This is a genomic window from Shimazuella alba (assembly GCF_009831235.1).
GTDB lineage: Bacteria > Bacillota > Bacilli > Thermoactinomycetales > Thermoactinomycetaceae > Shimazuella > Shimazuella alba.
Genome location: NZ_WUUL01000001.1, coordinates 409,808 through 432,925, shown reverse-complemented (window position 1 = coordinate 432,925; position 23,118 = coordinate 409,808). Strand labels below are relative to the sequence as shown.

25 protein-coding genes and 6 pseudogenes are annotated in these 23,118 nt (G+C 38.2%); 25 read left to right on the top strand and 6 right to left on the bottom strand.

Annotated features, from left to right (window positions below):
• The first annotated feature begins 19 nt into the window (after positions 1–19).
• The 4 genes and pseudogenes from GSM42_RS02185 to GSM42_RS02170 all read left to right on the top strand — a co-directional run bounded on the left by GSM42_RS02185 (position 20) and on the right by GSM42_RS02170 (position 2,635).
• On the top strand, positions 20–814 hold the full coding sequence (locus tag GSM42_RS02185; RefSeq protein ID WP_160799587.1) for a menaquinol-cytochrome c reductase cytochrome b/c subunit: 795 nt from the start codon (positions 20–22) through the stop codon (positions 812–814).
• Between the two features lie 80 nt (positions 815–894).
• Entirely contained in the window at positions 895–1,503 is a 609-nt protein-coding gene (locus GSM42_RS02180; protein ID WP_160799586.1) for a DUF1405 domain-containing protein, read from the top strand.
• A 91-nt stretch (positions 1,504–1,594) separates the two neighbouring features.
• Positions 1,595–1,768, top strand: a pseudogene (locus GSM42_RS02175) (DUF5360 family protein); the annotation flags it as partial.
• Positions 1,769–1,861: 93 nt separating this feature from the next.
• Entirely contained in the window at positions 1,862–2,635 is a 774-nt protein-coding gene (locus tag GSM42_RS02170; RefSeq protein ID WP_160799584.1) for a sporulation protein YpjB, read from the top strand.
• Positions 2,636–2,693: 58 nt separating this feature from the next.
• Here the strand turns inward: GSM42_RS02170 and GSM42_RS02165 are convergent, their stop codons facing one another.
• Positions 2,694–3,545, bottom strand: coding sequence for a YitT family protein (locus tag GSM42_RS02165; RefSeq protein ID WP_160799583.1), 852 nt, complete (start codon positions 3,543–3,545; stop codon positions 2,694–2,696).
• A 120-nt stretch (positions 3,546–3,665) separates the two neighbouring features.
• On the opposite strand from GSM42_RS02165, the gene GSM42_RS02160 reads away from it, so the two are divergent.
• The 9 genes from GSM42_RS02160 (at position 3,666) to panD (ending at position 11,504) form a co-directional block, all read left to right on the top strand.
• Positions 3,666–3,989 carry a nucleotide pyrophosphohydrolase gene (locus tag GSM42_RS02160; protein ID WP_160799582.1) on the top strand — a complete coding sequence of 108 codons (324 nt, stop codon included), beginning with the start codon at positions 3,666–3,668 and terminating at the stop codon, positions 3,987–3,989.
• A gap of 16 nt (positions 3,990–4,005) precedes the next feature.
• Positions 4,006–4,785: a 4-hydroxy-tetrahydrodipicolinate reductase gene (gene dapB, locus GSM42_RS02155; RefSeq protein ID WP_160799581.1), complete on the top strand. Its 780-nt coding sequence runs from the start codon at positions 4,006–4,008 to the stop codon at positions 4,783–4,785.
• Between the two features lie 5 nt (positions 4,786–4,790).
• Positions 4,791–5,489, top strand: a complete 699-nt coding sequence (gene bshB1, locus GSM42_RS02150; protein WP_160799580.1) for a bacillithiol biosynthesis deacetylase BshB1 — start codon at positions 4,791–4,793, stop codon at positions 5,487–5,489.
• A 12-nt stretch (positions 5,490–5,501) separates the two neighbouring features.
• The gene (gene bshA, locus GSM42_RS02145) at positions 5,502–6,623 is read left to right on the top strand and encodes an N-acetyl-alpha-D-glucosaminyl L-malate synthase BshA (RefSeq protein WP_160799579.1); all 1,122 of its coding nucleotides are present in this window, start codon (positions 5,502–5,504) and stop codon (positions 6,621–6,623) included.
• A gap of 1 nt (position 6,624) precedes the next feature.
• On the top strand, positions 6,625–7,866 hold the full coding sequence (locus GSM42_RS02140; RefSeq protein ID WP_160799578.1) for a CCA tRNA nucleotidyltransferase: 1,242 nt from the start codon (positions 6,625–6,627) through the stop codon (positions 7,864–7,866).
• Complete coding sequence (locus tag GSM42_RS02135; protein WP_160799577.1) at positions 7,844–8,821, top strand: biotin--[acetyl-CoA-carboxylase] ligase; 978 nt, start codon at positions 7,844–7,846, stop codon at positions 8,819–8,821. Before GSM42_RS02140 ends, GSM42_RS02135 begins: the two co-directional genes overlap by 23 nt.
• Positions 8,822–9,423: 602 nt before the next feature.
• On the top strand, positions 9,424–10,275 hold the full coding sequence (gene panB / locus GSM42_RS02130; protein ID WP_160799576.1) for a 3-methyl-2-oxobutanoate hydroxymethyltransferase: 852 nt from the start codon (positions 9,424–9,426) through the stop codon (positions 10,273–10,275).
• On the top strand, positions 10,262–11,176 hold the full coding sequence (panC, locus tag GSM42_RS02125; protein ID WP_160799575.1) for a pantoate--beta-alanine ligase: 915 nt from the start codon (positions 10,262–10,264) through the stop codon (positions 11,174–11,176). Before panB ends, panC begins: the two co-directional genes overlap by 14 nt.
• Positions 11,121–11,504, top strand: a complete 384-nt coding sequence (gene panD / locus GSM42_RS02120) for an aspartate 1-decarboxylase (protein WP_160799574.1) — start codon at positions 11,121–11,123, stop codon at positions 11,502–11,504. The genes panC and panD overlap by 56 nt, the downstream gene beginning before the upstream one ends.
• Positions 11,505–11,720: 216 nt before the next feature.
• Here the strand turns inward: panD and GSM42_RS20485 are convergent.
• Positions 11,721–12,032 (bottom strand): annotated as a pseudogene (locus GSM42_RS20485) (DUF4158 domain-containing protein); the annotation flags it as partial.
• 255 nt (positions 12,033–12,287) lie between these two features.
• On the opposite strand from GSM42_RS20485, the pseudogene GSM42_RS02115 reads away from it, so the two are divergent.
• From GSM42_RS02115 to GSM42_RS02090, 6 genes and pseudogenes are all read left to right on the top strand, one after another.
• A pseudogene (locus tag GSM42_RS02115) lies at positions 12,288–12,689 on the top strand (recombinase family protein).
• 349 nt (positions 12,690–13,038) lie between these two features.
• Positions 13,039–14,142 (top strand): Gfo/Idh/MocA family protein, encoded by a 1,104-nt coding sequence (locus tag GSM42_RS02110; protein ID WP_420820956.1) that lies wholly within the window; start codon positions 13,039–13,041, stop codon positions 14,140–14,142.
• 322 nt (positions 14,143–14,464) lie between these two features.
• On the top strand, positions 14,465–14,905 hold the full coding sequence (locus GSM42_RS02105; RefSeq protein ID WP_160799573.1) for a MarR family winged helix-turn-helix transcriptional regulator: 441 nt from the start codon (positions 14,465–14,467) through the stop codon (positions 14,903–14,905).
• A gap of 120 nt (positions 14,906–15,025) precedes the next feature.
• Positions 15,026–15,976, top strand: a complete 951-nt coding sequence (locus GSM42_RS02100) for a ring-cleaving dioxygenase (RefSeq protein ID WP_160799572.1) — start codon at positions 15,026–15,028, stop codon at positions 15,974–15,976.
• Complete coding sequence (locus GSM42_RS02095; RefSeq protein WP_160799571.1) at positions 15,973–16,584, top strand: dienelactone hydrolase family protein; 612 nt, start codon at positions 15,973–15,975, stop codon at positions 16,582–16,584. The genes GSM42_RS02100 and GSM42_RS02095 overlap by 4 nt, the downstream gene beginning before the upstream one ends.
• A gap of 106 nt (positions 16,585–16,690) precedes the next feature.
• A pseudogene (locus tag GSM42_RS02090) lies at positions 16,691–16,813 on the top strand (macrolide 2'-phosphotransferase); the annotation flags it as partial.
• A gap of 105 nt (positions 16,814–16,918) precedes the next feature.
• Here GSM42_RS02090 and GSM42_RS02085 read toward each other — a convergent pair.
• Positions 16,919–17,371 (bottom strand): hypothetical protein, encoded by a 453-nt coding sequence (locus GSM42_RS02085; protein ID WP_160799570.1) that lies wholly within the window; start codon positions 17,369–17,371, stop codon positions 16,919–16,921.
• Positions 17,372–17,565: 194 nt separating this feature from the next.
• On the opposite strand from GSM42_RS02085, the gene GSM42_RS02080 reads away from it, so the two are divergent.
• The 3 genes from GSM42_RS02080 to GSM42_RS02075 all read left to right on the top strand — a co-directional run bounded on the left by GSM42_RS02080 (position 17,566) and on the right by GSM42_RS02075 (position 19,052).
• Complete coding sequence (locus GSM42_RS02080) at positions 17,566–18,225, top strand: tyrosine-type recombinase/integrase (RefSeq protein WP_275402108.1); 660 nt, start codon at positions 17,566–17,568, stop codon at positions 18,223–18,225.
• Positions 18,129–18,419 (top strand): tyrosine-type recombinase/integrase, encoded by a 291-nt coding sequence (locus tag GSM42_RS20920; protein WP_275402107.1) that lies wholly within the window; start codon positions 18,129–18,131, stop codon positions 18,417–18,419. The genes GSM42_RS02080 and GSM42_RS20920 overlap by 97 nt, the downstream gene beginning before the upstream one ends.
• Before the next feature lie 90 nt (positions 18,420–18,509).
• Positions 18,510–19,052, top strand: coding sequence for a GrpB family protein (locus GSM42_RS02075; RefSeq protein ID WP_160799569.1), 543 nt, complete (start codon positions 18,510–18,512; stop codon positions 19,050–19,052).
• 337 nt (positions 19,053–19,389) lie between these two features.
• Here the strand turns inward: GSM42_RS02075 and GSM42_RS02070 are convergent, their stop codons facing one another.
• The 3 genes from GSM42_RS02070 to GSM42_RS02060 form a co-directional block, all read right to left on the bottom strand.
• Positions 19,390–20,412, bottom strand: a complete 1,023-nt coding sequence (locus GSM42_RS02070) for an NADP-dependent oxidoreductase (protein ID WP_160799568.1) — start codon at positions 20,410–20,412, stop codon at positions 19,390–19,392.
• A 46-nt stretch (positions 20,413–20,458) separates the two neighbouring features.
• Complete coding sequence (locus tag GSM42_RS02065; RefSeq protein ID WP_160799567.1) at positions 20,459–21,379, bottom strand: DMT family transporter; 921 nt, start codon at positions 21,377–21,379, stop codon at positions 20,459–20,461.
• 101 nt (positions 21,380–21,480) lie between these two features.
• The gene (locus GSM42_RS02060; RefSeq protein WP_160799566.1) at positions 21,481–21,918 is read right to left on the bottom strand and encodes an Rrf2 family transcriptional regulator; all 438 of its coding nucleotides are present in this window, start codon (positions 21,916–21,918) and stop codon (positions 21,481–21,483) included.
• A gap of 262 nt (positions 21,919–22,180) precedes the next feature.
• Here GSM42_RS02060 and GSM42_RS21105 point away from each other — a divergent pair.
• The 3 genes and pseudogenes from GSM42_RS21105 to GSM42_RS21265 form a co-directional block, all read left to right on the top strand.
• Positions 22,181–22,333 (top strand): annotated as a pseudogene (locus tag GSM42_RS21105) (recombinase family protein); the annotation flags it as partial.
• Between the two features lie 227 nt (positions 22,334–22,560).
• Entirely contained in the window at positions 22,561–22,779 is a 219-nt protein-coding gene (locus GSM42_RS02055; protein ID WP_237446425.1) for a DUF4158 domain-containing protein, read from the top strand.
• A gap of 50 nt (positions 22,780–22,829) precedes the next feature.
• Positions 22,830–22,991, top strand: a pseudogene (locus tag GSM42_RS21265) (Tn3 family transposase); the annotation flags it as partial.
• Positions 22,992–23,118 lie beyond the last annotated feature (127 nt).

The window sequence follows — 23,118 nt, the reverse complement described above, 5'->3', positions numbered from 1 at the left end:
GCGAGAGGAGGGAATCCACTTGGCACATAATCAAGATGGAAACCAGAAAGAACAAGTCCATTATGTTGGAGACTCTCGCGTACGTGCTAACCGGAAAAAGATGTATCCGCCGGACTATACGGAGTTTCCTAGTAAATCGGAAGCATTTTTCCCTGACTTTCTCTTGAAAGAGTGGATGGTAGCTGCTGTTTTTTTAGTTGGATTTATGACGCTTGTAATGGCAGAAGAACCACCACTAGGAGATATTGCAGATCCGACTAATACTGGATTTTTACCAGTTCCAGACTGGTATTTCTTGTTCATGTATCAGCTTTTAAAATATAAATGGGCATCAGGTCCATTTGTAATAATCGGTACACTTGTTTTACCAGGTATATTGTTTACTTCCATTATTCTTGCACCTTGGTTAGACAGAAGCAAAGAACGTCGCCCTTCTAAACGTCCTATAGCAATCGGTTTGATGCTTGTTTCGCTCGTTTCGATCATTGCGCTTACTTGGGCTGCAGAAGCAGAGCATGAAACACAATTAGAATCTGCGGTGGGTACTCCTACGGTAGATAAAAAAGTGGTAGATGCTAATTCAGAAGGACAAAAACTTTACTCAGAAAATGCATGTATCCGTTGCCATGGTGAGCAGCTAGAAGGAAAGAATGGACCTCCCCTTCTAGGTGTTGGGAACCGTCGGACAGCAGAACAACTGCACGAATACATCAATGATGGTAAAGGTGGCGTCATGCCAGCCGGAATGTTTCAAGGTTCGCCTGAGCAACAAGAAGTTTTGGTTCAATGGTTAATGAAACAAAAACAAAAGTAAGGCAACTTACGTTGCATCTTACATATTTAACAAGAAACCCCGGATATCCGGGGTTTCTGTCTACATAGAGGAGAACAAAAATGTTTGCTTTACAAGTATTTCTTGGTTGGAGAAAACAAAGTTGGTTTTTATGGACACTCTTTATCGTCAATCTACTAGGTACAATCTATGGTTACTATTGGTATGGTAATCAGATTCAACAAACAGACTGGAAATGGGTTATTTTTGTCCCAGACAGTCCAACTGCCAGTTTGTTTTTTACAATTGTTTTATTTTTGTTTCTTTGCAATAAAAAAAGTGCTCTTTTAGAGGCGTTTGCAGTCGTTACCTTATTTAAATACGGAATTTGGGCAGTAGTGATGATCTTATGGGGTGCATCTTTAGATCCTAGTGGGTTTTTCCCATCCCTTACCTGGGAGCATTATATGCTGATGTTTTCACACTTAGGTATGGCTATACAAGCTTTGCTTTACGCACCATTATTAAATTTCCATTATAGAGAAATTATAATCGTATCTGTATGGACTTTATTAAATGATGCCCTTGATTATGGTTTAGATATTCATCCGTGGTTAACTTCCTTCTTAGAAACATACGATCATTTGGTAGGATGGTTTACATTTTTTCTAAGCATCACTTCCATTGTAATCTTTTTGATTTTCATTGAAATAAGAAGGAAAAACTCGTAAATAAGAAAAAATATCATTTCTTAAAGAATAAATATTTTCGTTTAAACTATTTATAAATGACCACTATCAGATTTGCATTTCTATCCCTTGGTCAGGATTACAAGCTATTGTATTTTCGATGATTAAGCTTGAGTTTGATCTCTTATGGTGGATTCCAAATCTTTATTTACTACTGTATCCGCTGTTCTTTATTCCATCTATTATAAAAAATGTTAATAAAACACAGGTGATATGGTGCAATAAATTTGTTTTAGATCTTGGCTGAAATATTTTACGAAATAAATCTGGTATCATTCTTCTATTCTGGTGACATAGAAGCATAAATTTGTACCAATAAGACTGGAAAAAGGTGATGGTATTGGTACGAACATTATGCTTAACTATAATTTGTCTTCTTCTCTATCCAAATTTGGTACAGGCTGAACAAGAGCTTGTTCAGACCGATACACAACAATGGGTAACATATGCAACACTTATTTCCAAGGAAGTAGATGCAGGTAGATATGTGGAAGCCAGACAGAAATTAGAGGAGTTAGCTGATCTATTTTCACATTCAAATTTTGCAGGGAAGCAGTTGAGTGTGCAGGCAATTCAAGCATTATCCACAACTATCATCGATCTAGAGGGAAGATTAAACCGAATAACACCGAATCCAGTTGAACTCAACTTTTACGCAAAACGATTGTTGTTGGCTTTTGATGCAGTAGGTCATTCCTATCAACCAATGTGGAAAACATATTATCCTGTGTTAAAGAGACAAGTAGATAAGATGCTAGCAGATTTAAAAAAGAATAGGGATATTCGAGAAGAGATTAACATCCTGCATAATCATTATGTTATTTTACGACCAGCATTGATTGTGGCGAAAAGCCCTATAACCGTGCAAAAAGTGGATTCGCTGTTTCTTTTTCTAGATAGAAATTCAGACAAAAATCATCAGATAGTTGCATTGAATCAATTGAAAAGATTATTGTATCCACTTTTTTACGGTTCCGAACAGGACGTGCTTGCGGTTACCAATCCCTATGGAAAGGTTCCGATTTCAACCTTTTTGTTTATCATTAGTGTTATAATCATTGGCATATTAACCTATGTTTCATGGCGCAAAAGGTTTCAATCGACCATTTCATGAAACAAACTAGGCTCAGCTTTTTAGCAGAGTCTAGTTTTCGTATTATCAGTGTTCCATTTTAGATGGATGATCTTTCAAACGAAAAGCCTTCACCATGGACTTCACGAGCATCATTCACAACTACAAAAGCATGTGGGTCTATTCCATGGACGATGTTTTTTAACTTTGGCATTTCACGAAGGGAAACGACAACATACAATACTTCTTTCTCATGTCCTGTATATGCGCCTGTTCCTTTTAATTTGGTCACACCTCTGTTCATTTTTTCCGTAATCAAATCGGCAATCGGTTGAGGAGAGTGAGATATAATAAAAGCAGCTTTGGCTGTTTTTCCGCCTTCGACGACATAATCAATTACTTTTGCACCAACAAATACAGCAACTAATGTATACATAGCTTTTCCTAATCCAATTAAATAAATGGATATAAGGATAATCGTAAAGTCAAATAATAAGAAAGTACGACCTAAATTCCAACCAAAATAACGATCCATGACCCGAGCGATAATATCAACGCCACCTGATGTTCCGCCTACTCGGAAAATTATTCCTAGGCCTATGCCAACCAGTACTCCAGTAAAAAGTGCAGCAAGCAGCAGATCTTCGGTAGGATACTGCCATGTTTTGGTTAATTCCAAGCAAATCGATACGGATGATATGCCAAATACCGTATACCAGAAAGTTCTTTTTCCAAAAAGTTTATACCCAATTATCAGCAAAGGAATATTTAAAATAAATACCACTAATCCAGGAGACCATTTAAAATAGTAAAATAAGATCAGTGCAATACCTGTAAATCCACCTTCTGCCAATTTATTGGCAAGGGCAAAACTGTTGATTCCAAGCGAATAGATAAATCCACCAACAAAGATAGCTAATAAGTTTCGAATATGTCTTAAAGTCTGTTGCAAAGTTTTCGCCTCTTTCTCATGCTCAATAGCGTTATTATATAGCTTTCCCAAAAATCCTTTCAATATGGTTGCCGAGATGGAGTTAGTGGTCTAACATAGATTTGGTAAGGAGGAGAATGCATGGCTGAAAAAACAATAAACGAGATGCAAAAACAAGTAGATCAATATATAAGCCAATTTAAAGAGGGTTATTTCCATCCTCTTTCCATGTTGGCAAGAATGACGGAAGAAGTAGGGGAATTAGCCCGAGAAGTCAACCATCGTTATGGTGAAAAACCGAAGAAGGTAACAGAAGATGAGAATACAATTGAGCAAGAACTAGGAGATTTATTATTTATTATATCTTGTTTTGCTAATTCCTTAGGGATAAAACTGGAAACCGCTTTTGATACAGTGATGGAAAAATATAATACACGAGACAAAGATAGATGGACAAGAAAATAGAAGGAGATAGTACATCATGACGATTCGCATCATTGTAGCTGGAGCATCTGGGAAAATGGGCCAGGAAGTTGTAAAACTTATTAACCGAACAGAACATTTTCAACTAGTGGGTGCTGTCTCACGCACATATGCTAAACAAGAAATACAAAAAGGCGCAAAATATTACGCAACTTTAGAAGAAGCACTGGATGCTAATGAAGCAGATGTCATAGTTGATTTTACAAGTCCCGAAATGATCAAGAAACATTTACAGATCGCTTGTGCATATCGTGTAAGACCTGTCGTTGGTACAACAGGCCTTACAGAAGAAGAACTAAACCAATTGACAGTAGAGTTCAAACAAGCAAATTTAGGTGGAATTATCGCTCCTAATTTTGCAATAGGCGCTATTCTAATGATGCGTTTTGCAGCACAAGCGGCAAAATATTTGCCTCATGTCGAAATTATTGAATCACATCATGATCGTAAATTGGATGCACCTTCAGGAACATCCTTAAAAACAGCTGAGCTAATTACGGAAAGTCGTAGACAGATGAAACAGGGTCATCCCAAAGAGATTGAGATGTGGGAAGGGGCAAGGGGTGCTGATTATCATGGGTTTCGTATTCATAGCGTTCGATTACCAGGTTTGGTAGCACACCAAGAGGTCTTATTTGGAGGAACAGGACAATTATTGACGATTCGTCATGATTCCTTAAATCGAGAGTCATTTATGCCGGGTGTGCAAATAGCTGTCGAGAAAGTATTAGAAATGAATCAATTAGTATATGGTTTAGAAAATATTTTGGAGGTATAGGTTATATGAGCAAAATAGATATATTAGCCTTTGGGGCACATCCGGATGATGTGGAACTGGGTGCAGGAGGTATTTTAGCCAAACACGCAAGAGCAGGATTTAAAACAGCGATTTGTGATCTGACTTATGCTGAGTTGTCTTCCAATGGCACCGTTGAAAACCGCCAAATAGAAGCAGAACGAGCAGGAGAAGCGTTAGGTTTAACTTCACGATATTGTCTTGGTTTTCCGGATAGAGGATTAATTGGAACAAAAGAGCAACTCCTGATGATTACACAGATCATTCGTCAACTAAAACCCAAAATCATTTTCTCTCCTTATTTTAAAGATCGACATCCAGACCATGTTGCATGTAACCAATTAGTAAAAGAAGCAGTTTTCGATGCGGGCATCCAGAAGATCATAACACCAGGGAACGAAGAAATACATCGTGTTAGTAAAGTTTTTCATTATTTTATTAATGATTTGGCAGATGCAGATGTAATTGTAGATATTGGCTCTGTCTATCAACAAAAAATCGCTGCATTTAAAGCGTACAAAAGTCAGTTTGGGCAACAAGAAAACAATGCCATCACACCTCTAAACAAGCCAAATTTCTTTGGAATGATTGAGGGACGGGACCGACTTTGGGGTCAACAAATCGGAGTTACGTATGGAGAAGCGTTGGTAAGTGCACGTCCTATCTCATTAGGTTACCTTCTGTAAGGGGAATTTATCATGAAAATTGGTTTTACTTGCTATCCAACCCATGGTGGATCTGGAGTAATCGCAACAGAATTAGGAAAACTATTAGCAGAACGTGGTCATGACATTCATTTTATTACGTATGATATGCCTTTTCGTTTAGGAGGCTTTCAGCAAAATATTTTTTACCATGAGGTAGAGGTAAGTAGGTACTCTTTATTCAAATATCCTCCTTACGATCTTACTTTGGCAAGTCGCATGGCACAAGTTGCAAAACTATACGAACTAGATTTATTACATGTTCATTACGCGGTCCCACATGCTATATCTGCTTATTTGGCGAAGCAAATGGTTGGCGAACATTTAAAAGTTGTAACAACACTACATGGAACAGATATTACAGTGTTGGGTGATGACCCGACACTGCACAATATTATTTGTTTTGGCATGAAACAAAGTGATGCAGTTACTGCTGTATCAGAAAACTTAAAACAGCAAACGCAAGAACTATTTAATCCCGATCTGGAAATTGATCGTATCTATAACTTTGTCGATCAAAGAATCTATCATCCACGTAATGTCCGTTATTTGAAAGATAACTATGTTTGTCCAGATGAAAAATTAATCATTCATATTTCCAATTTTCGTGAAGTGAAGAGACCTCATGATGTGATCAAAGTGTTTGATCAAATTCAAAAAGCCCTTCCTGCAAGACTTTTATTAGTTGGACAAGGTCCTGAGTGGTCGGCAATCCATGAATTAGTTCGTTCTTTGAATTTAACGGATAGGGTACATTTTTTAGGAAGACAAGATGATGTTTCGCAATTTATGTCGATTGCGGATCTACTCCTGCTTCCCTCAGCAAAAGAAAGCTTTGGTTTGGTTGCACTGGAAGCAATGGCTTGTGGTGTACCAACTATTGGGTCACGAATTGGAGGGATACCAGAAGTAGTAATACATGGGGAGACAGGTTATTTGGCAGAATTGGGCGATGTAAATGAGATGGCTAAATATGCGATAAATATTTTACAAAACGACTCCACTCATCAGCTATTTGTCCAAAACGGATTGCATCGAGTAGATCAAGAATTTCGTGCGGATCGAATCGTAGATCAGTATGAAGCGCTATATGAACGTGTGTTAGGGGAAAAATAAAATGAATGAGCAGTTTATAGCTGCAAAAGAGGTTCTCCGATTATTAGAAGATGCTGGTTATGAAGCATTTTTGGTGGGTGGTTGTGTTCGTGATAATCTGTTGGGGAAAGAGCCAGCAGATTATGATATTACCACCAATGCTCTACCAAATGAAATCATGAAGGTATTTCCACGTACAATCCCAACAGGAATAAAACATGGAACCATTAGTGTGATTCAAAATAAAACAGTAATTGAAGTGACCACATATCGAGTAGAAGGTAATTATGAGGATCACAGACGTCCTAAAGATGTTCAATTTGTTTCTCAATTAAAATACGATTTAATGCGTCGTGATTTTACGATAAACGCAATGGCGATGAATCGAAAAGGTAATGTGATCGATTATGTAAATGGTCGTGATGACTTGAGAACAGGCATCATTCGAACAGTGGGAAAAGCAGAACATCGTTTTGAAGAAGATGCACTTCGTATGCTGCGTGCATGCCGATTTGCATCTCAACTTTCTTTTTCTATAGATGAATCTACAATGAAAGCAATCCAAAAATGCAAATCCTATGCGAATCACCTCGCAGTAGAAAGGATAGTAACAGAATTTGAAAAAATATGGAAATCCAGACAACCATCAAAAGGGCTTCGTCCACTACTAAGCACCAACTTGATTTTGAATATGCCGCCATTTCATTTACAGACCACTGAACTGAATATCACGGAAGTAGAATGGAATAACTTAGATTTTTTTTCTACTACTTTGGAAAGATGGGTGTATTTTTTATATCTGATTTTCAGACGATCTGAAAATCATCAACCAGTTTGCAGCAAAGACCTTATTTCAATACTTCCTAAGTTTAAGTTCTCTAATCATGATAAACGGAAGATAGCAAGCATCATAACACTAATAGATGAATGGGATATCACGATAACAGAAGAACAAGGAAAATTGTTGTTATTAAAATACCAATTGAACGCAGTTCTGATGGCTGAACAGATATGGGAGAAGATTACAAAACGAAAATCCCACTTGCCATTGGAAAAATGGTGGAAGCAAATGCCGATTCATCAGTTATCTGAATTAGCAATAAATGGGAATGATCTTCTTCGTGTAACTGGCAAAGTAGCGGGACCTTGGTTGAAAAAAACATTACAGTATTTATATCATCAAGTGGTTTTTGGACATTTGCCAAATGTAACAAAGGTTTTAGAAAAGGAAGGCGGAAAATATGGGGCAGGTCTTACGTCATGAAGTCTTGTCAGTTCTGCTGGAAAATAGTGCTAATTTTTTATCTGGGGAAGAGATTAGTAAACGTGTAGGAGTCAGCAGAGCTGCAATTTGGAAGCATATCAAAGAACTTAGAAATGAAGGATATGAAATAGAAGCAAAGCCTAGAAAAGGGTATAGGTTGATTTATCGACCTGATCGTGTTGCGACCGAAGAAATCCAAAATGAACTAAGCACGAAATTGTTTGGACAACAAATTCGTTATGAGCCAGTAGCCAAATCTACGCAAATTTTGGCTCATCAATGGGCAAGGGCTGGAGCACCAGAAGGATCATTGGTTATAGCAGATGAGCAGCAGGCGGGAAAAGGGAGACTCGGGAGAGTATGGTATTCTCCTCCTAAAACAGGCATTTGGATGAGCTTGATTCTTCGGCCACCTATCCCTATTCAACAAGCTTCCCATCTTACTTTGTTGGCATCGGTCGGAGTGAGTTCAGCGATCATCAATCAAACCAATCTTCCGATAAAAATAAAATGGCCTAATGATCTGCTCCTACAGGGAAAAAAAATATGTGGTATCTTGACTGAATTACGGGGTGATCAAGATAAAATTGAATACATTGTTCTGGGAATGGGGATCAATGTGAATCAGCAGTCAGATCATTTTCCATCTGAGCTAAAAGAAGTAGCAACATCTTTGGCAGTGCAAGGTAAGCAATCTTATTCCCGAGCAAGTTTAATCGCAGAAGTAATGAAAGAACTCGAGTATTATTATCTCCTATACTTAGAACAGGGATTTGAACCGATTCGTAATAGGTGGGAATCACTATCAGATTTAATTGGAAAGAAGATAACTGCTAAAACTCCGCAAGCCAAGGTTGTAGGAGTAGCAGAAAGTTTAAGTTCTGATGGTTCTTTAATGGTTCGATCAGGTAAAGAGCTGATCACTATCTATTCAGCAGATATTGATAAAGAGTAAAGAAACTAGCACACCAAGTCAAGCGGTGTGCTAGTTTTATCAATAGTTTTAGTTTCCAGATCCAATTTGTATAACAGAAAACCTAATTAAGAGGGTATGATCAGCGGCGCCCCCTTGAAACGACGAAGTGGCATTTAGAGGTTCTTGTTGTGTTATGGTTGAGCGAAACACTATAGGATCTAGATTAATCTATTGTTAGTTAGTTGGAATGCAATTATACTTTGTGATCTATGGTATGGAACCGTGTGTCACTGTGCCTTGTACAATTTTTGGTTGGAAAGTATCTAAAATAATGTCTAATCGTACCTTTTAATCAGAATTGATTTAAATATATGATAAAATTATCCAATAAAATAAGAATTTCCTATTGTTTTTTTGCTGTTTTTTGGCTACTCTAAGCATAGAGCAGGGTGATTGCATCCAAATTTGGAGCGATACACAACATTGCAAATACTGGATTTCATCTGTCCAAAATGGAACAGATTCTTTTCGGTATCCAGTATGTATCGGCTAATTTGCACCAGCCAGCTCTCACCTTATCAGGGGAAGAGCTTTTTTTATTTCTCGGCAGGGTAGCATATTGCCTTAGGAGGGTTTATCGGATGGGTGTAACCAGAAGAACATTGGAAAAGAAAAAGTCACAAGGTGAAAAAATAGCAATGGTGACTGCGTATGACTTCCCAGCTGCAAAAATAGCAGAAGAAGCAGGGGCGGAGATTCTATTGGTTGGAGATTCACTAGGAATGGTTGTCTTAGGTTATGAATCGACTATACCTGTGACCTTAGATGATATGTTACATCATACCAAAGCTGTAACTCGGGCTACGAAACAATCAATGGTCATCGCAGATCTTCCTTTTTTAACGGCTCATTTGCCTACAATGGAAGTGCTAAAATCAGCTGGAAAATTAATGCAAGAAGGACTAGCTTATGGTGTGAAAATAGAAGGAGGAGAGCCGGTTTTAGATAAAATTAGAACCCTTACTGATGCTGGAATCCCTGTTATGGGGCATCTAGGACTTACTCCGCAATCCGTCAATCAATTAGGTGGTTACATTATTCAAGGAAAAGAGGAACCGACAGTAAAAAGGTTACTGAGTGAAGCAAAAGCAGTAGAAGAAGCAGGGGCTTTTGGCTTGGTTCTTGAGTGTGTTCCAGAGGAATTAGCAGAAGAGATTACAAAATCCCTCTCCATTCCAGTTATTGGAATAGGGGCAGGACGATATACAGATGGTCAAGTACTTGTTCTTCATGATTTACTAGGAATGGGTGGTGAATGGTCACCATCGTTTGTGAAGAGATTCGCATCTGTTGGAGATACGATGAAAAATGGATTAGAGAAGTATGTAAGTGAAGTGAAGAACAAAACGTTTCCAACAGAAGAGCATGTTATTCATCTACGAGAAGAAGTTAAATTGGCACTATATGGGGGAAGAGGGAATGGAACTAGTTGAAACGGTACAGGAATTAAATAATGCATTGAGAAACCATCGACATGGCGTAATCGGTTTTGTTCCTACGATGGGATATTTGCATGAAGGTCATCTTAGTCTGGTGAGGAAAGCAAAAAAAGAATGCGATTTTATCGTGATGTCTATATTTGTAAATCCACTTCAATTTGGACAAAATGAAGATTTATCGAGATATCCAAGAGACTTGGAGCGTGATTTTGATTTAGCGCGTAAAGCTGGCGTCCAAGTACTGTATCATCCGAGCGTGAAAGAAATGTATCCTTCGGAACCACTTGTTACGACAAAAGTTTCAGAAAGTATTTCCAATGTGTTATGTGGAAAGTACCGAGAAAGTCATTTTGATGGAGTAACAACCGTATGTGCAAAACTATTTCACCAGATTAAGCCTGATCGTGTATATTTTGGACAAAAAGATGCTCAACAGCTAGCAATCATTTCACAAATGGTTGAAGATCTGTCATTTCAACTAACAGTAGTCTCTTGTGAGACTGTTAGAGAAGAAGATGGACTTGCTCTAAGTTCGCGAAACGTGTATTTGTCGGAAGAAGAGAGAAAACAGGCTGTTATCCTATCACAAGCACTACAGGATGTTCGGATTGGATTAGAATCAAGAAAATGGCACAATACCGATGAAATAAATAACTATGTAAGAGACAAAATAACAACGATGCCATTAGCCGAAATACAATACATAGAAATCCTCACATATCCAGACTTAAAAGCGCCAACTAGTTTGTATAACAAACAAATTCTAATAGCACTTGCAGTTTTCTTTGGAAAAACAAGACTAATTGACAACATTTTATTCCCAACAGAAGGTGACAGTCATGTTCCGTACGATGATGAGATCAAAATTACATCTAGCAACCGTAACAGAAGCTAATCTTAACTATGTAGGTAGCATAACAATTGACGAAGATTTAATGGAAGCAGTAGATATCCTTCCTAACGAAAAAGTTCAAATCGTCAACAACAACAACGGTTCTCGATTTGAAACCTATGTAATAGCAGGGGAAAGAGGAAGCGGTGTTATTTGCTTAAATGGGGCAGCAGCAAGACTTGTTCATGTAGGGGATACTATCATTATCATTGGTTATGCCATGATGAATGATGATGAAGTACGAGTACATTACCCAAAGGTAGCTATTTTAGATGAAAATAATCAAATCAAACAATTACTAGGTAAAGAAATACCAGGCACTGTTTGTTGATGTTTTTCTTATAGAAAGAATAGAGCAGGAGAGAGGTTTTTGTTGTTGTCCATCTGGATTGTATTATCTATTCAGATGGACTTTTTAATTACTTTTTACAAGTAGGAGCAATTCTTTCTCATTGTGCTTTGATTCCATAGAGTTTATCAAAATAGGTTGGTGATTACTACTAAGTACAACCTCCCAAGACATTTGCATAAAAGTTAATTTTTAACCGCGGTAGTGGAACAGTTCAAGAATCAATTGTTGCTGTTTTAACTTAGTAAATCTACAAATCGAATTTAGATCGCGGATCTCACTACCGTTAAAATACCTCTGTAGGATATACTGAACCTACTTCATAGAGGTCAAATGTGAAAAATAAGTGTTTGGCTTTAAAATAGCCAAGCTGTAGGATGAAGTAAACCTGAGACTTAACAGAACGTAATGTATCTAGCATTTGGGAGAGAGAAAAATACTGACACTTCATCGGTGAAGATTGGTCTGTCATAAAATAATCTTTCTTTCATCCTCCCTAAGAATTTTCAACCGGTTTTTGTTCGTTTTGTTTTTTCAATATCCATATTCGTCCTTTCCTATGTTTGAGATTCATGATTGTTGGCAATGTACGGCTCGTTTCATTCCCTAAAATCGAGGAATAAAGGGAACCTGCTAGACACCCCGTTTTTCTTAGCTAAACCGTTCCCTATTTATTCTCCCTAAATCTAAGGCTATAATCAAGATAAAATATGGAGAAATGAGGAAATCAGATGGGGAAGTCCCCCCACTCCGGGGGCTAGCTCAGTGGTTTACGGATATGCCCGTGTATCAGCTGAGCATCAAGATTTAGAAGTACAGATCGAAGAATTGCAACGATATGGTGTCGATGAATTATTTCACGAAAAAATGTCAGGCAAGAATATAAATGACCGTACAGAATTTAAGCGACTTCTTGAAGTGGTGTAACCTGATGATACAGTGGTTGGTTACAAATTGGATCGAATGGAACGGTCCATCTCAGACGTGTTGAAAACCTACGAATCATTTACGGAGAGGGGTATTCATCTGGTATGCTTGGCGGATGGAATTGACACACATCGGAGCAACAATATCATGACCAAAGCAATGGTTACACTTTTGGGACTGTTTGCAGAAATGGAACGGAATTTCATTCGGGAACGAACAATGGCAGGGAAAACGGAGTGAAGTTTGGACGTAAGGGGAAAAGCAAGGATCTAGTAGATCATGCCATTGAGCTTTGGTAAACAGGTAATTACACCATCAAGCAGATTGAGAAAAGGGCAACTGTAACAAAATCAGCGTTATAGCGTGAGATAGAGAAGTGTGGGCTAATTAAAGAAGCTTGATTTGGTAGTCTCTCCTTTGCGTTGTATCTGTTGTTAGCGGCAATATTGTTGGATACTCTTTTTCTCTCCATGAGTATAAATTTCTTGACTTCGAGTTTACTCTAACACATATAATTCGTTAATAGTCGAATTAAAGGTGGTTTTCAGTATATATTCCATCAAAGAAAACGGAAATGGGGATGCAGTTAGTGGATAGAACAATACATGTCGGTATCATCGGGGGATCAGCCAACAACCAATGGGCGAGTTCAACTCACATTCCTGCATTGCAACAGCTTCAAAAATTTAAGATTATGGCAATCGGTACGACTCGAATGGAAAGTGCAGAAAAAAGTGCCTCTCTATATGGGGCTTCTCATGCTTTTGCGGATTCAAACGAGTTGTCGCAACATCCTGATGTAGATATGGTTATTGTAAGTGTGAAGGTTCCCGGTCATTACGATGCGGTCATAGCCGCTCTCAATGCTGGAAAAAGTATATATTGTGAATGGCCTTTAGGTTTAAACACTACTCAAGCCATTGAGATGAATCGTTTAGCTTTGGAAAAAAAAGTTCACACCGCGGTTGGTTTGCAAGCCAGACAATCACCTGAAGTTAACTTTGCAAAAGACTTGGTTGCTAAGGGATATATCGGCAAAATTCTTTCTTGTCATTTGAAAGTCTCTACAACCGCAAAAGGCGGTACAACGAATGAAGTGTCTAAATATTTATTGCAACAGTCCAATGGTGCAAACCTATTAACCATTAATGCAGGACATGCTATAGATGCGATGTGTTACATGCTTGGAGATTTTAAAGAATTATCGGCTACAATAGCAAATCAAATCAAACAAGCGAAAGTGTTGGAAACCGGTGAAATGATTGAAAAGACAACTGCCGATCAAATCCTAATAAACGGAACATTGAAAAATGGTGCGACAGCCTCCATACATGTACAAGGGGGTGTTACTTTTCGAACAGGGGTCTCGTTTGAAATTTATGGCACGGAGGGCGTAATTGTTCTGTCAAATGAGAGTGCACATGGTCAGTTTCAATGGGGAGACTTGAAAGTTGAGGGGATGAACTTGTCAAATTCACTCGATGTATTATCCATTCCTGAGCAATATCGTTGGGTTTCGGATACAATCCCTAGTGGACCCATCCTCAATGTTGCACAAGCCCTCGAAAAATTTGGCAAAGATATTTTAGAGGGAACCAATTACGTTCCTAATTTCGATGATGCGGTAAAACTTCATGTTCTCCTTGATCTCATTCAAAAAGCCGCCGATACTGGTGAGCGTCAGGTTCTTTAGAAACAGTAACTAGCACTCCTAAATCATTCCGATTTTAGGTGGTACTCCTTAATGAACATTTTCGGGGGATATGCAAAAAACCCCAATTAGTAAAAGTTTGGTTTGTCAACTATCCACCAAAAAATGGATGATATCCCCTTCATACCTTTTTGATAAGCTACGTACAGTACAGGGAATTCTTGCATGAAATCTATATATGTGAACCTGCACTTCTCTTCTGTTGTACGATGGAAAATTATCTTTCTTAAAAGCATGCTTGACATTTATTTTAATTTGTTATATCTTTAATTTAAGATAATTAAATCAAAAAGGAGTGGTTCCGATGGATACAACCAAAAACAGTTCTCTTGAATTATTTATAGCCTTATCTCGAGCAAATCAATGGGTTAATGCACATGCTGATCGAGATATCAAAAAACTTGGTTTAAACCGAACTGAATTTGGTGTCTTGGAACTATTGTATCACAAAGGGCCACAACCGTTACAGCGTATTGGCACGAAAGTCTTGATGAGTAGTGGAAATATTACCTATGTAGTAGACAAACTAGAGAAAAAAGACTTAGTCCGCCGCAATGCATCTGTTACTGATCGTCGCCTTATATTTGCTCAAATTACAGAGCGAGGAGAGCAATTTATTGAGAAGGTTTTTCCAAATCATACACAAGTGATTGAAAATGCAGTAAAAGGATTAACAGAAGAAGAAAAAAAGACTGCCAGCCAATTGTTAAAAAAATTGGGCTTGTACGCGGAGAAATATTTCTAGTTACAAGATCTGTGTTTTTATTTTACTAAAAATCTTAAATTAAAGATATACAAATGTGAAATATATGATCGTCACTGGGAAATTATATGAAAACCAAAACAAATAGAGAGAAGTGTTAATATGAGACAACCAACAGCAGGAATTCACCATATTACAGCGTTTGCACAAGATGCACAAGGAACAGTAGATTTCTATGCTGGAGTATTAGGCTTACGACTAGTGAAAAAAACAATTAACTTTGATGCTCCTGAAGTGTACCATTTGTATTTTGGAAATGAGGTAGGAAAACCAGGAACCATTATTACTTTTTTCCCTTGGGCTGGTTCTCGTAAAGGTCGCATTGGTGGGGGACAGGTTGGGATTACCACTTATGTAGTACCACCAAATTCACTTGGTTTTTGGCATAAACGACTTCAACAATTCCAAGTAGATGTGACTGAGACAGAGAGATTTGGCGAGAAATATTTGCAATTTCAAGACACAGAAGGGTTACAGTTGGAAATCGTAGAGCGTGAAGATGGAGAAAATAGCAATTGGTCTTTTGGTGGTGTTTCACCAAACAAAGCGATTAAAGGATTTGGCGGGGCTATCTTATACAGTACAGCTCCTGAAAAAACCGGCCATACTTTGGAACAAGTAATGGGATTAACAAAAGTTCGGGAAGAGGATTCCTATATTCGATATCAAGCTACTGGAGACATTGGTAATATTATCGATATTGATACAGCAGTAACCTACGCTGGAGTTGGTGGAGCTGGTACGGTACATCATATCGCTTGGAGAGCAAAAACCGATGAAGAGCAAGAACAATGGAGAGAGCATGTCCAAAGTAACGAATTCCGTCCCACTTCCATTATCGATCGTCAATATTTTCATGCTATCTACTTCCGGGAACATGGGGAAATCTTATTTGAAATCGCTACAGATCCTCCAGGATTTGCTAACGATGAAGAAGCAGAGCACCTTGGTGAAAAATTGATGCTACCTGCTTGGTTTGAACAATATCGTCGAGGAATTGAAAACGGTTTGCCTGATATAGAAGTAAGAGCATTAGAGGAGGACTCAGAGTGAAACATATTTTTCGTAAAGGAACGGATGTACATGCACCAGTGTTACTCCTTCTACATGGGACAGGGGGAAATGAACACAGTTTATTATCACTTGCAGAAGAAGTCTCTCCTACTTCTTCTGTACTAAGTGTACGTGGCAATATATTAGAAAATGGTATGCCACGATTTTTTAGAAGATTAGCAGAAGGGGTCTTTGATGAAGAAGATCTTGTATTTCGAACAAAAGAATTATATGATTTTATTCAATCATCAGCAAAACAGTACGAATTTGATGCCAAAAATGTGGTTGCAATAGGGTATTCCAATGGTGCCAATATCGCTGCTAGCGTGCTCTATCATTTCCAAGATGCGTTAAAAGCAGCGATCTTACACCATCCGATGGTTCCGCTTCGTAATATAACGTTACCTATTTTATCAGGTACTAAAGTCTTTATCGGAGCAGGCACAAATGATCCTATTTGTTCTCCAGAGGAGACAGAAGAACTAGAGAAAGTATTGTTGGAGGCTAAGGCTTCTGTGACCGTCCATTGGGAAACATATGGTCATCAGTTAACGAGATCAGAAGTGAATGCAGCAAGTAAATGGTATAAAGAACAATTCTCTTTGTAATATTGTTGTCTATATAATAAACGGAGAGTGCACATCTGCTCTCTGTTTATTTTTTGGTTTTTGCAATAACTTAGGTATGAGGAAATAAAATAAAGGAGAAAGTTGTATGGACAAAAAACAGGTGATAATGATAGCAAAGAAACATGGTTTGAATGTAAACGAAAATACCATTGACTTTAATGAGTCAGGATTAGATTTTCAAGTTGTTTTCGCATCAGATGAGCAGGGACAAAAAGCGGATTCCAATTAAATTGAATGTTGCTTAATGTCTATATAAACGGGGCGGGGTGATTACTTCTAGAAGTAATCACCCCGCTGCACCGAACCTCACGGTTCAGGCAAGAAGCAACTTCGCCTGCTGTTCGAAGTCGTCCGCCTCAGCCATCAGTTGCGTACGATTTTCGCCGCCGTTATCCTCGAACTCCCAATTCGCATCCCTCAGCTTCTCGTCCGAATCGAAGTGCTTACGCACAGACTGGACCATGAGGCCAGCGGCTTCACGGTTACCACTGCGGATGGCGTAGAGAAGCGTCTGCACACGCTCGAAGAACTCGACCTCACCAGGGAGAGTATCCCCCAGGAGATCCTTGCGCACAGACTGCATCACCTTCGAACCGACTCGCCCGTGATCACTGAGATCGTTCTGGACAAGATTTACTGCCTCAGCGTTGCTGCTAAGGGTGTGAGAGCTCCGACTCGTTGAGATTCCGTAGAAGTTCTCCAGAGCCTTGATGGCGTTATCGTAGAACCAGTTGATCCACCAGAAGGGACTACCCGATTCGATCATGTGATCCTCCGAACAGATCGGTTGCTTGCTTTGTAATGATTATAGCAAATAAGATTGTTTAATTGACAGGGTTACGATAAATATTTGAAACATAACATCATTTATGTTTACTTTTTTTACCATTTCAGCTACGCTATTCATCAATAAGGAAACATAATTTATCAGAAGATATTCTTTGCTTTTTCGAACAATATTTGATCTCGAATGGAAAATCTCCTAACACGATTTCCTCTTATCTATCTTCTGTGAAAGCATACATTTGGCGGTTTCAAGATCGATTCCAGAAGGTTCCACAGCAGTTATTTGTGGAAAATGTAGCAGATTATAAAGTTTTTCTTCAGCAAAGAGGAGTTGCTCCGAGTACGTTTAACTCTCATCTGGCTGGTTTGCGTTCTTGGAATGAATATCTAATCCAAACAGGGGAACAAGATCATTTTGTGATCCACAAAGAGGATTGGAAGAAGGTTCAACATGGGTATGCATCGCCAGCAGTGCATAGTGAAGCTGATGTACAACGATTTATTCAGACGGTGTTAGAATCAAAAAATAAACGTGATTATGCTCTGGTGAATTTATTGGCTTATAATGGTCTACGGATCAGCGAGGCTCTTTCCCTAGTAATACACGATCTTTATTTAGAATCACAAGAGTTACTAGTGAGAGACGGAAAGGGAAAGAAATCTCGAACTGTTTTTTTATCGGACAAGGTGGTTCGTCTACTACGAGATTACCTAAAACAAGAGAGATCCAAGTATGATTGGCAGAAGTTAGCCCGTATGTATTCGTTAGTAACCGCAGCCAACGACTCTCAAGAATCACTGTTTTCAAGTCATTTAACAAGTATAGCAAGTTAGCTGATATGAAGACGGCTATCTCTCCCCATGATCTACGACATTTCTTTTTTTCCAATTCGTTAGAAAAAGGACTAAACGTTCATGAAGTGGCATCCATTGCTGGACATAGTAACATCCATACCACATTGCTTTATACCAATCCGAGTCGAAAATGGAATCAATCTGACGGACTAGAGCACGAATCCTGTCCCTAAACCTACTACAGTGATCATTAATCTAGTGACAGAAGTTATAATGGTGTAGAGGTCTTTTCTAATATATCAGATTGAAAGTGGTGAAATGAAATGAGCAATAAAATTAAGATAATGAAGTATGATCCAAATTGGATCATAGCTCTCGAATTAGAAAGAGTCAATATATCTGCTCTTCTCGGTGAAAATGTAATAGCAATTGAGCACATAGGAAGCACCTCCATCCCAAAACAGGAAGCAAAACCGATTGTCGATATTTTCATTGGGGTTTCACCATTTAATGAAATTGCATTTTACAAATCCGTTTTTAATTCAAAAAGCTATGAATATATTCAAACAGGTATGATTGGTAGATATCTATTTTCTAAATACACAAATGGTTCATGGACTCATAATATACATGTCATCCCGTTTAATGATGAGTTTTATACAAGAAACGAATTTTTATTCCGAGATTATTTAAAAGAACATCCGGATATCGTCCGAGAATATGGAGTGATCAAAAAGAGAGCTGCACAAGATCATGGAGAAGATTTGGAGGAATATACTCGCACTAAAACAGATTTTATACAAAAGATAGTTGATGCTGCCAGAACAAAAAAGGGATTACCATTAGTAAGTGTTTGGGAAGATTAAAAATGTTTTTTGCGTGAGGTGAATTTACAGAATGGACATGAGAACCTACCTCTATAAGGGGATGTTCCGAGATAAGTCGGAAAATGGCACGATAGATTACAAATAATGTAATTCTTGTGTGTTCAATAAAATAATGTGACTGTATTAAGTGGTCATTGAATATTGGACAGAATAATAAAATAATTTTTCTAATAAAAGAAGCCCATAGACTCAAACAGCTCCAAAAGGTCTAAGGACTTCCTTAGTATTAATCTGTGTTCAACCTATTCAAATCGCTGTTATCAACTTGAACGAGTAATTCTCCCTTTGTTTATTATACAAAGGCAAGAGGATTTTTTTATGTTAGCTTGACAAGTTGCTTTCCGAAGTTTTTGCCCTTAAGCATCCCGATAAATGCTTTCGGAGCTTGTTCGATACCATCTACTATGCTCTCACGGTACTTTAGCTTCCTTGTTAATAGAAGTTGTTCAAGCTCGTTTATTGCTTCTTGCCATAGATTTGTATTCGCGTCCTGTACATTGAATCCCTGAATTTTGGCACGCAAGGTCAATAATGCTCCAAAATTGTGAAACCCTTGTGGGGAAATCTCGTTATATTGAGAAATCAAACCACAGAGAGGAATACGTGCAAATGGGTTGAGGCGTTGCGACACAGTTTCAAGGATCTCGCCACCAACATTTTCAAAATAAATGTCGACTCCCTCTGGAGTAGCTCTTGCCAAGTCTTCAGCCAAATGACCCGCCTTATAATCAACACAGGAATCAAAGCCGAGTTCGTTGATCACATAGTCGCATTTCGTCTTTCCACCTGCTATACCAACGACACGACACCCCTGGATCTTTGCTAACTGCCCAGCAACACTGCCCACCGCCCCTGAAGCAGCCGACACAACAACCGTTTCACCAGCCTTTGGTTGTCCAATGGTTTGAAGTCCGATCCAGGCTGTCACGCCTGGCATGCCCAAGGCTCCCAAGTAGACGGAAGGTGCTATGCCATCCTTTGGGGAAATCTTCCTCACATTTCGACCAAGTACATCTTGTCCGTTAAAGATACTATACTGCTGCCAACCAAAATACCCTGATACAAGATCATTCTCTTGAAAATCGGGATGTTTTGTAGCTTCCACCACGCCGATCGTTCCCCCACGCATGACTTGTCCTAACTCGACCTTCCGAGCATAGGATTTGGCATCGTTCATTGTTCCACGCATATAGGGGTCAAGTGAGAGATAAAGGTGCTTGATCAACACCTCTCCCTCCATTAATGAAGGGAGTACTGTTTCAGTAAAGAGGAAATCACTCTCCTGTACCCACCCCTGTGGTCGATTTGCTAAAAGTACTTGTATATTCCTACGTTCCATAATGTTGTTTTCTCCTCTCGAATTTGATATCGAAGTATTCCATCTATCATCGATCTTGTGATTCCTTTTCATTGCTAATGGATAGAATAAAAATGGTACTCATAATACACAATGTACCTATCCATTCTGCCAAACCAAAGTTTATATGCAACCAAACAACTGATAATACGACTGCTGACAATGGTTCTACACAAGCTAATAAACTGGCCTCAGAGGGACTAAGATATTTTAGACTCTGCAAATAACAATAAGAAGCAATAATGGTTCCGAATAGAGTAATAAATAGAAATGCAATTGAGGTAGAATATGACCATTGTCCCTCAAATCTCCATGGAGGATAGGCAAAACTAAATATAATTCCTCCTATTACCATCCCCCAACCTACTATCAAGGATGATCCCCATTTTGTAAGAAGTTTTTGTGGTTGAATGGTATAGATCGTAAGGGCAAATGCTGAGCTAAGCCCCCAAAAAAGTACCCCTCCAGAAATAGATAGAGTATGAATGTTTCCCTTTGTTATGAGGAAAAATGTTCCTAAAACTGCTAATGACATCGCAAATAACTTTTTTACTGTTGGGAATTGTTTGGAGCGAATTGCTAAATAACCGGTAACAAGTATAGGGGCCAAGTATTGGAGGACAGTAGCTGTAGCTGCATTTCCATGATAAATGGCTTTAAAATAGGTGTATTGAACAGCTAACATTCCTAATATTCCATATAATACCAATTCCAGGCGATCCCGTTTATCTTTCCAAATCTCCCAAATGCGTTGTTTTTCTCTTTTATAACCAAAAAACAACATTAGAATCCCTGCTAATAATAAGCGCATTACAGTTAACCACTCTGTGCTAATTCCCTGATGTTTAAATAGATACTGAGCAACAGCACCTGATCCTCCCCAGGAAATTGCAGCTGTAAGTACAAGAATCAACCCTCTTATTTTTAAAACATTACTTTTGGAACCCATGTTCCCTCCCTAATTATAAATCGCTCATATATTTTCACGTGAATAAAACTAAATTAGTTACATCCATGAATAAAAAAATATCATAAATAGTGTAGATAACCTTATGAATGTAATTCTTGAGAAGAAAGAGTTTCTCCCAGTAAATCAGCTACAGTCGTTTTTGCTAACTTTGAATGAAGTGCTTTTTCTACATCACTATAATAATACTTCAGCACTGGTTGGATACCTTTTCCTATTGGGCAATTCTGATTTGGAATACTATGATGGAGATCAAAAATAGGTTTTTGTTTAATAGCTTGATAGACATCAGATAAGGTAATGTTATCAGGAGTTTGTGCCAGCTTCCAACCAGATCCTGTACCGTATTGAACAACTACAAGATTACTTTTTTCGAGTGAACTGAGAATCCGACGAATAAAAACAGGATTTGTATTGACGCTTGTAGCTATTTCCTTAGAAGTAATGACTTTATTCTTTTCAGCAACTAATGCTATCCTTACTAAAATATGGAGAGCAATGGTGAAATGAGTATTATTCATGGACTCCCCCCTCTGTAACTAATATAGTTTCATCCAGTTTATTTGTCAAATGTGAAAATCGTATTATGCAATGGTGGATCTATGGAGTTTAACTGAGATAAAAATATTGAGGTAAAAGGTTATACTTTTAGGATACATTATCAATGCACGAAATCTAGCGTTTATAAAGATAGGAAATTTCATAAAAAAACATACCTTTATGATGATTGACCTTTACAAACATTCTCACTATAATTTGAATCAAATCTCAGGAGGATGATACATAAAACTAGGATATGTATGTGTTTCTTCGAAAGATCAAAACCAAGAACGCCAGATGGAATAGATGTTAGACCTCGGAATAGAGGAACGCATGATAATTGTTGATAAACAAAGTGGGAAAGATTTTGTACGCCCTTGTTATCAAGCTATGAGGCCCAGTGACAGAGTTGCTACTCTAGTCCGCAGGATTATTTCCATATTTTAGAATTCTGATTTTTAACTGATTTGTACTGCTTTTATAGATAGTTTCTCTCTATCAGAAATTATACTTATTTAGAAATAACATAGAGAGAAGGGAAAGCGATAATTGAAAAGAAACTGGGATGCAAAAAAGAACTAGAAGAACACTTCACTATATTACACAGTGAACGTCATTTGATAATGGGGAAGAAAACCAACGCAAATCGTTTAGGTTTTGCGGTTCTTTTGAAATATTTTCAACAAGAAGCTCGTTTTCCGAATCAAAAACAAGATATCCCTCCTGTAGTTGTCCAGCACATAGCGGATCAGGTAAATGCTTTGATTGGAGATTTCTTTGACGGATATAGTTGGGGTTGGAAAAGAAAGAAACTACACAGATCATCGGAAGACCATTCGTAATCTTCTTGGTTTCCGAGATCTAAAACGAAAAGATAACAAACAATTGCAAGACCGGTTTAAAGGCAGTCTCTGCTGAAAGCAGTACGGATAGCTATCGGGAACTTCGCTATCTCCGTCACAAATTTATCCATAAAGAGCATTTACGAAAAGCCAATGCAGAAGTGGTGAACCAAATTGTCCTGTACCGATTGAAAGAAGTGCGGGGAGATGCTATACCCATTTGAAACTCAGAACAAGAGAGTATAAAGGTCATGAATACTCTCTTGTTTTTATGTGGTCCAAAAAAGAAGTAATTCTTGCCGCATTCCTATTTGGAACAGGTCCCCTTTATGATTGAAT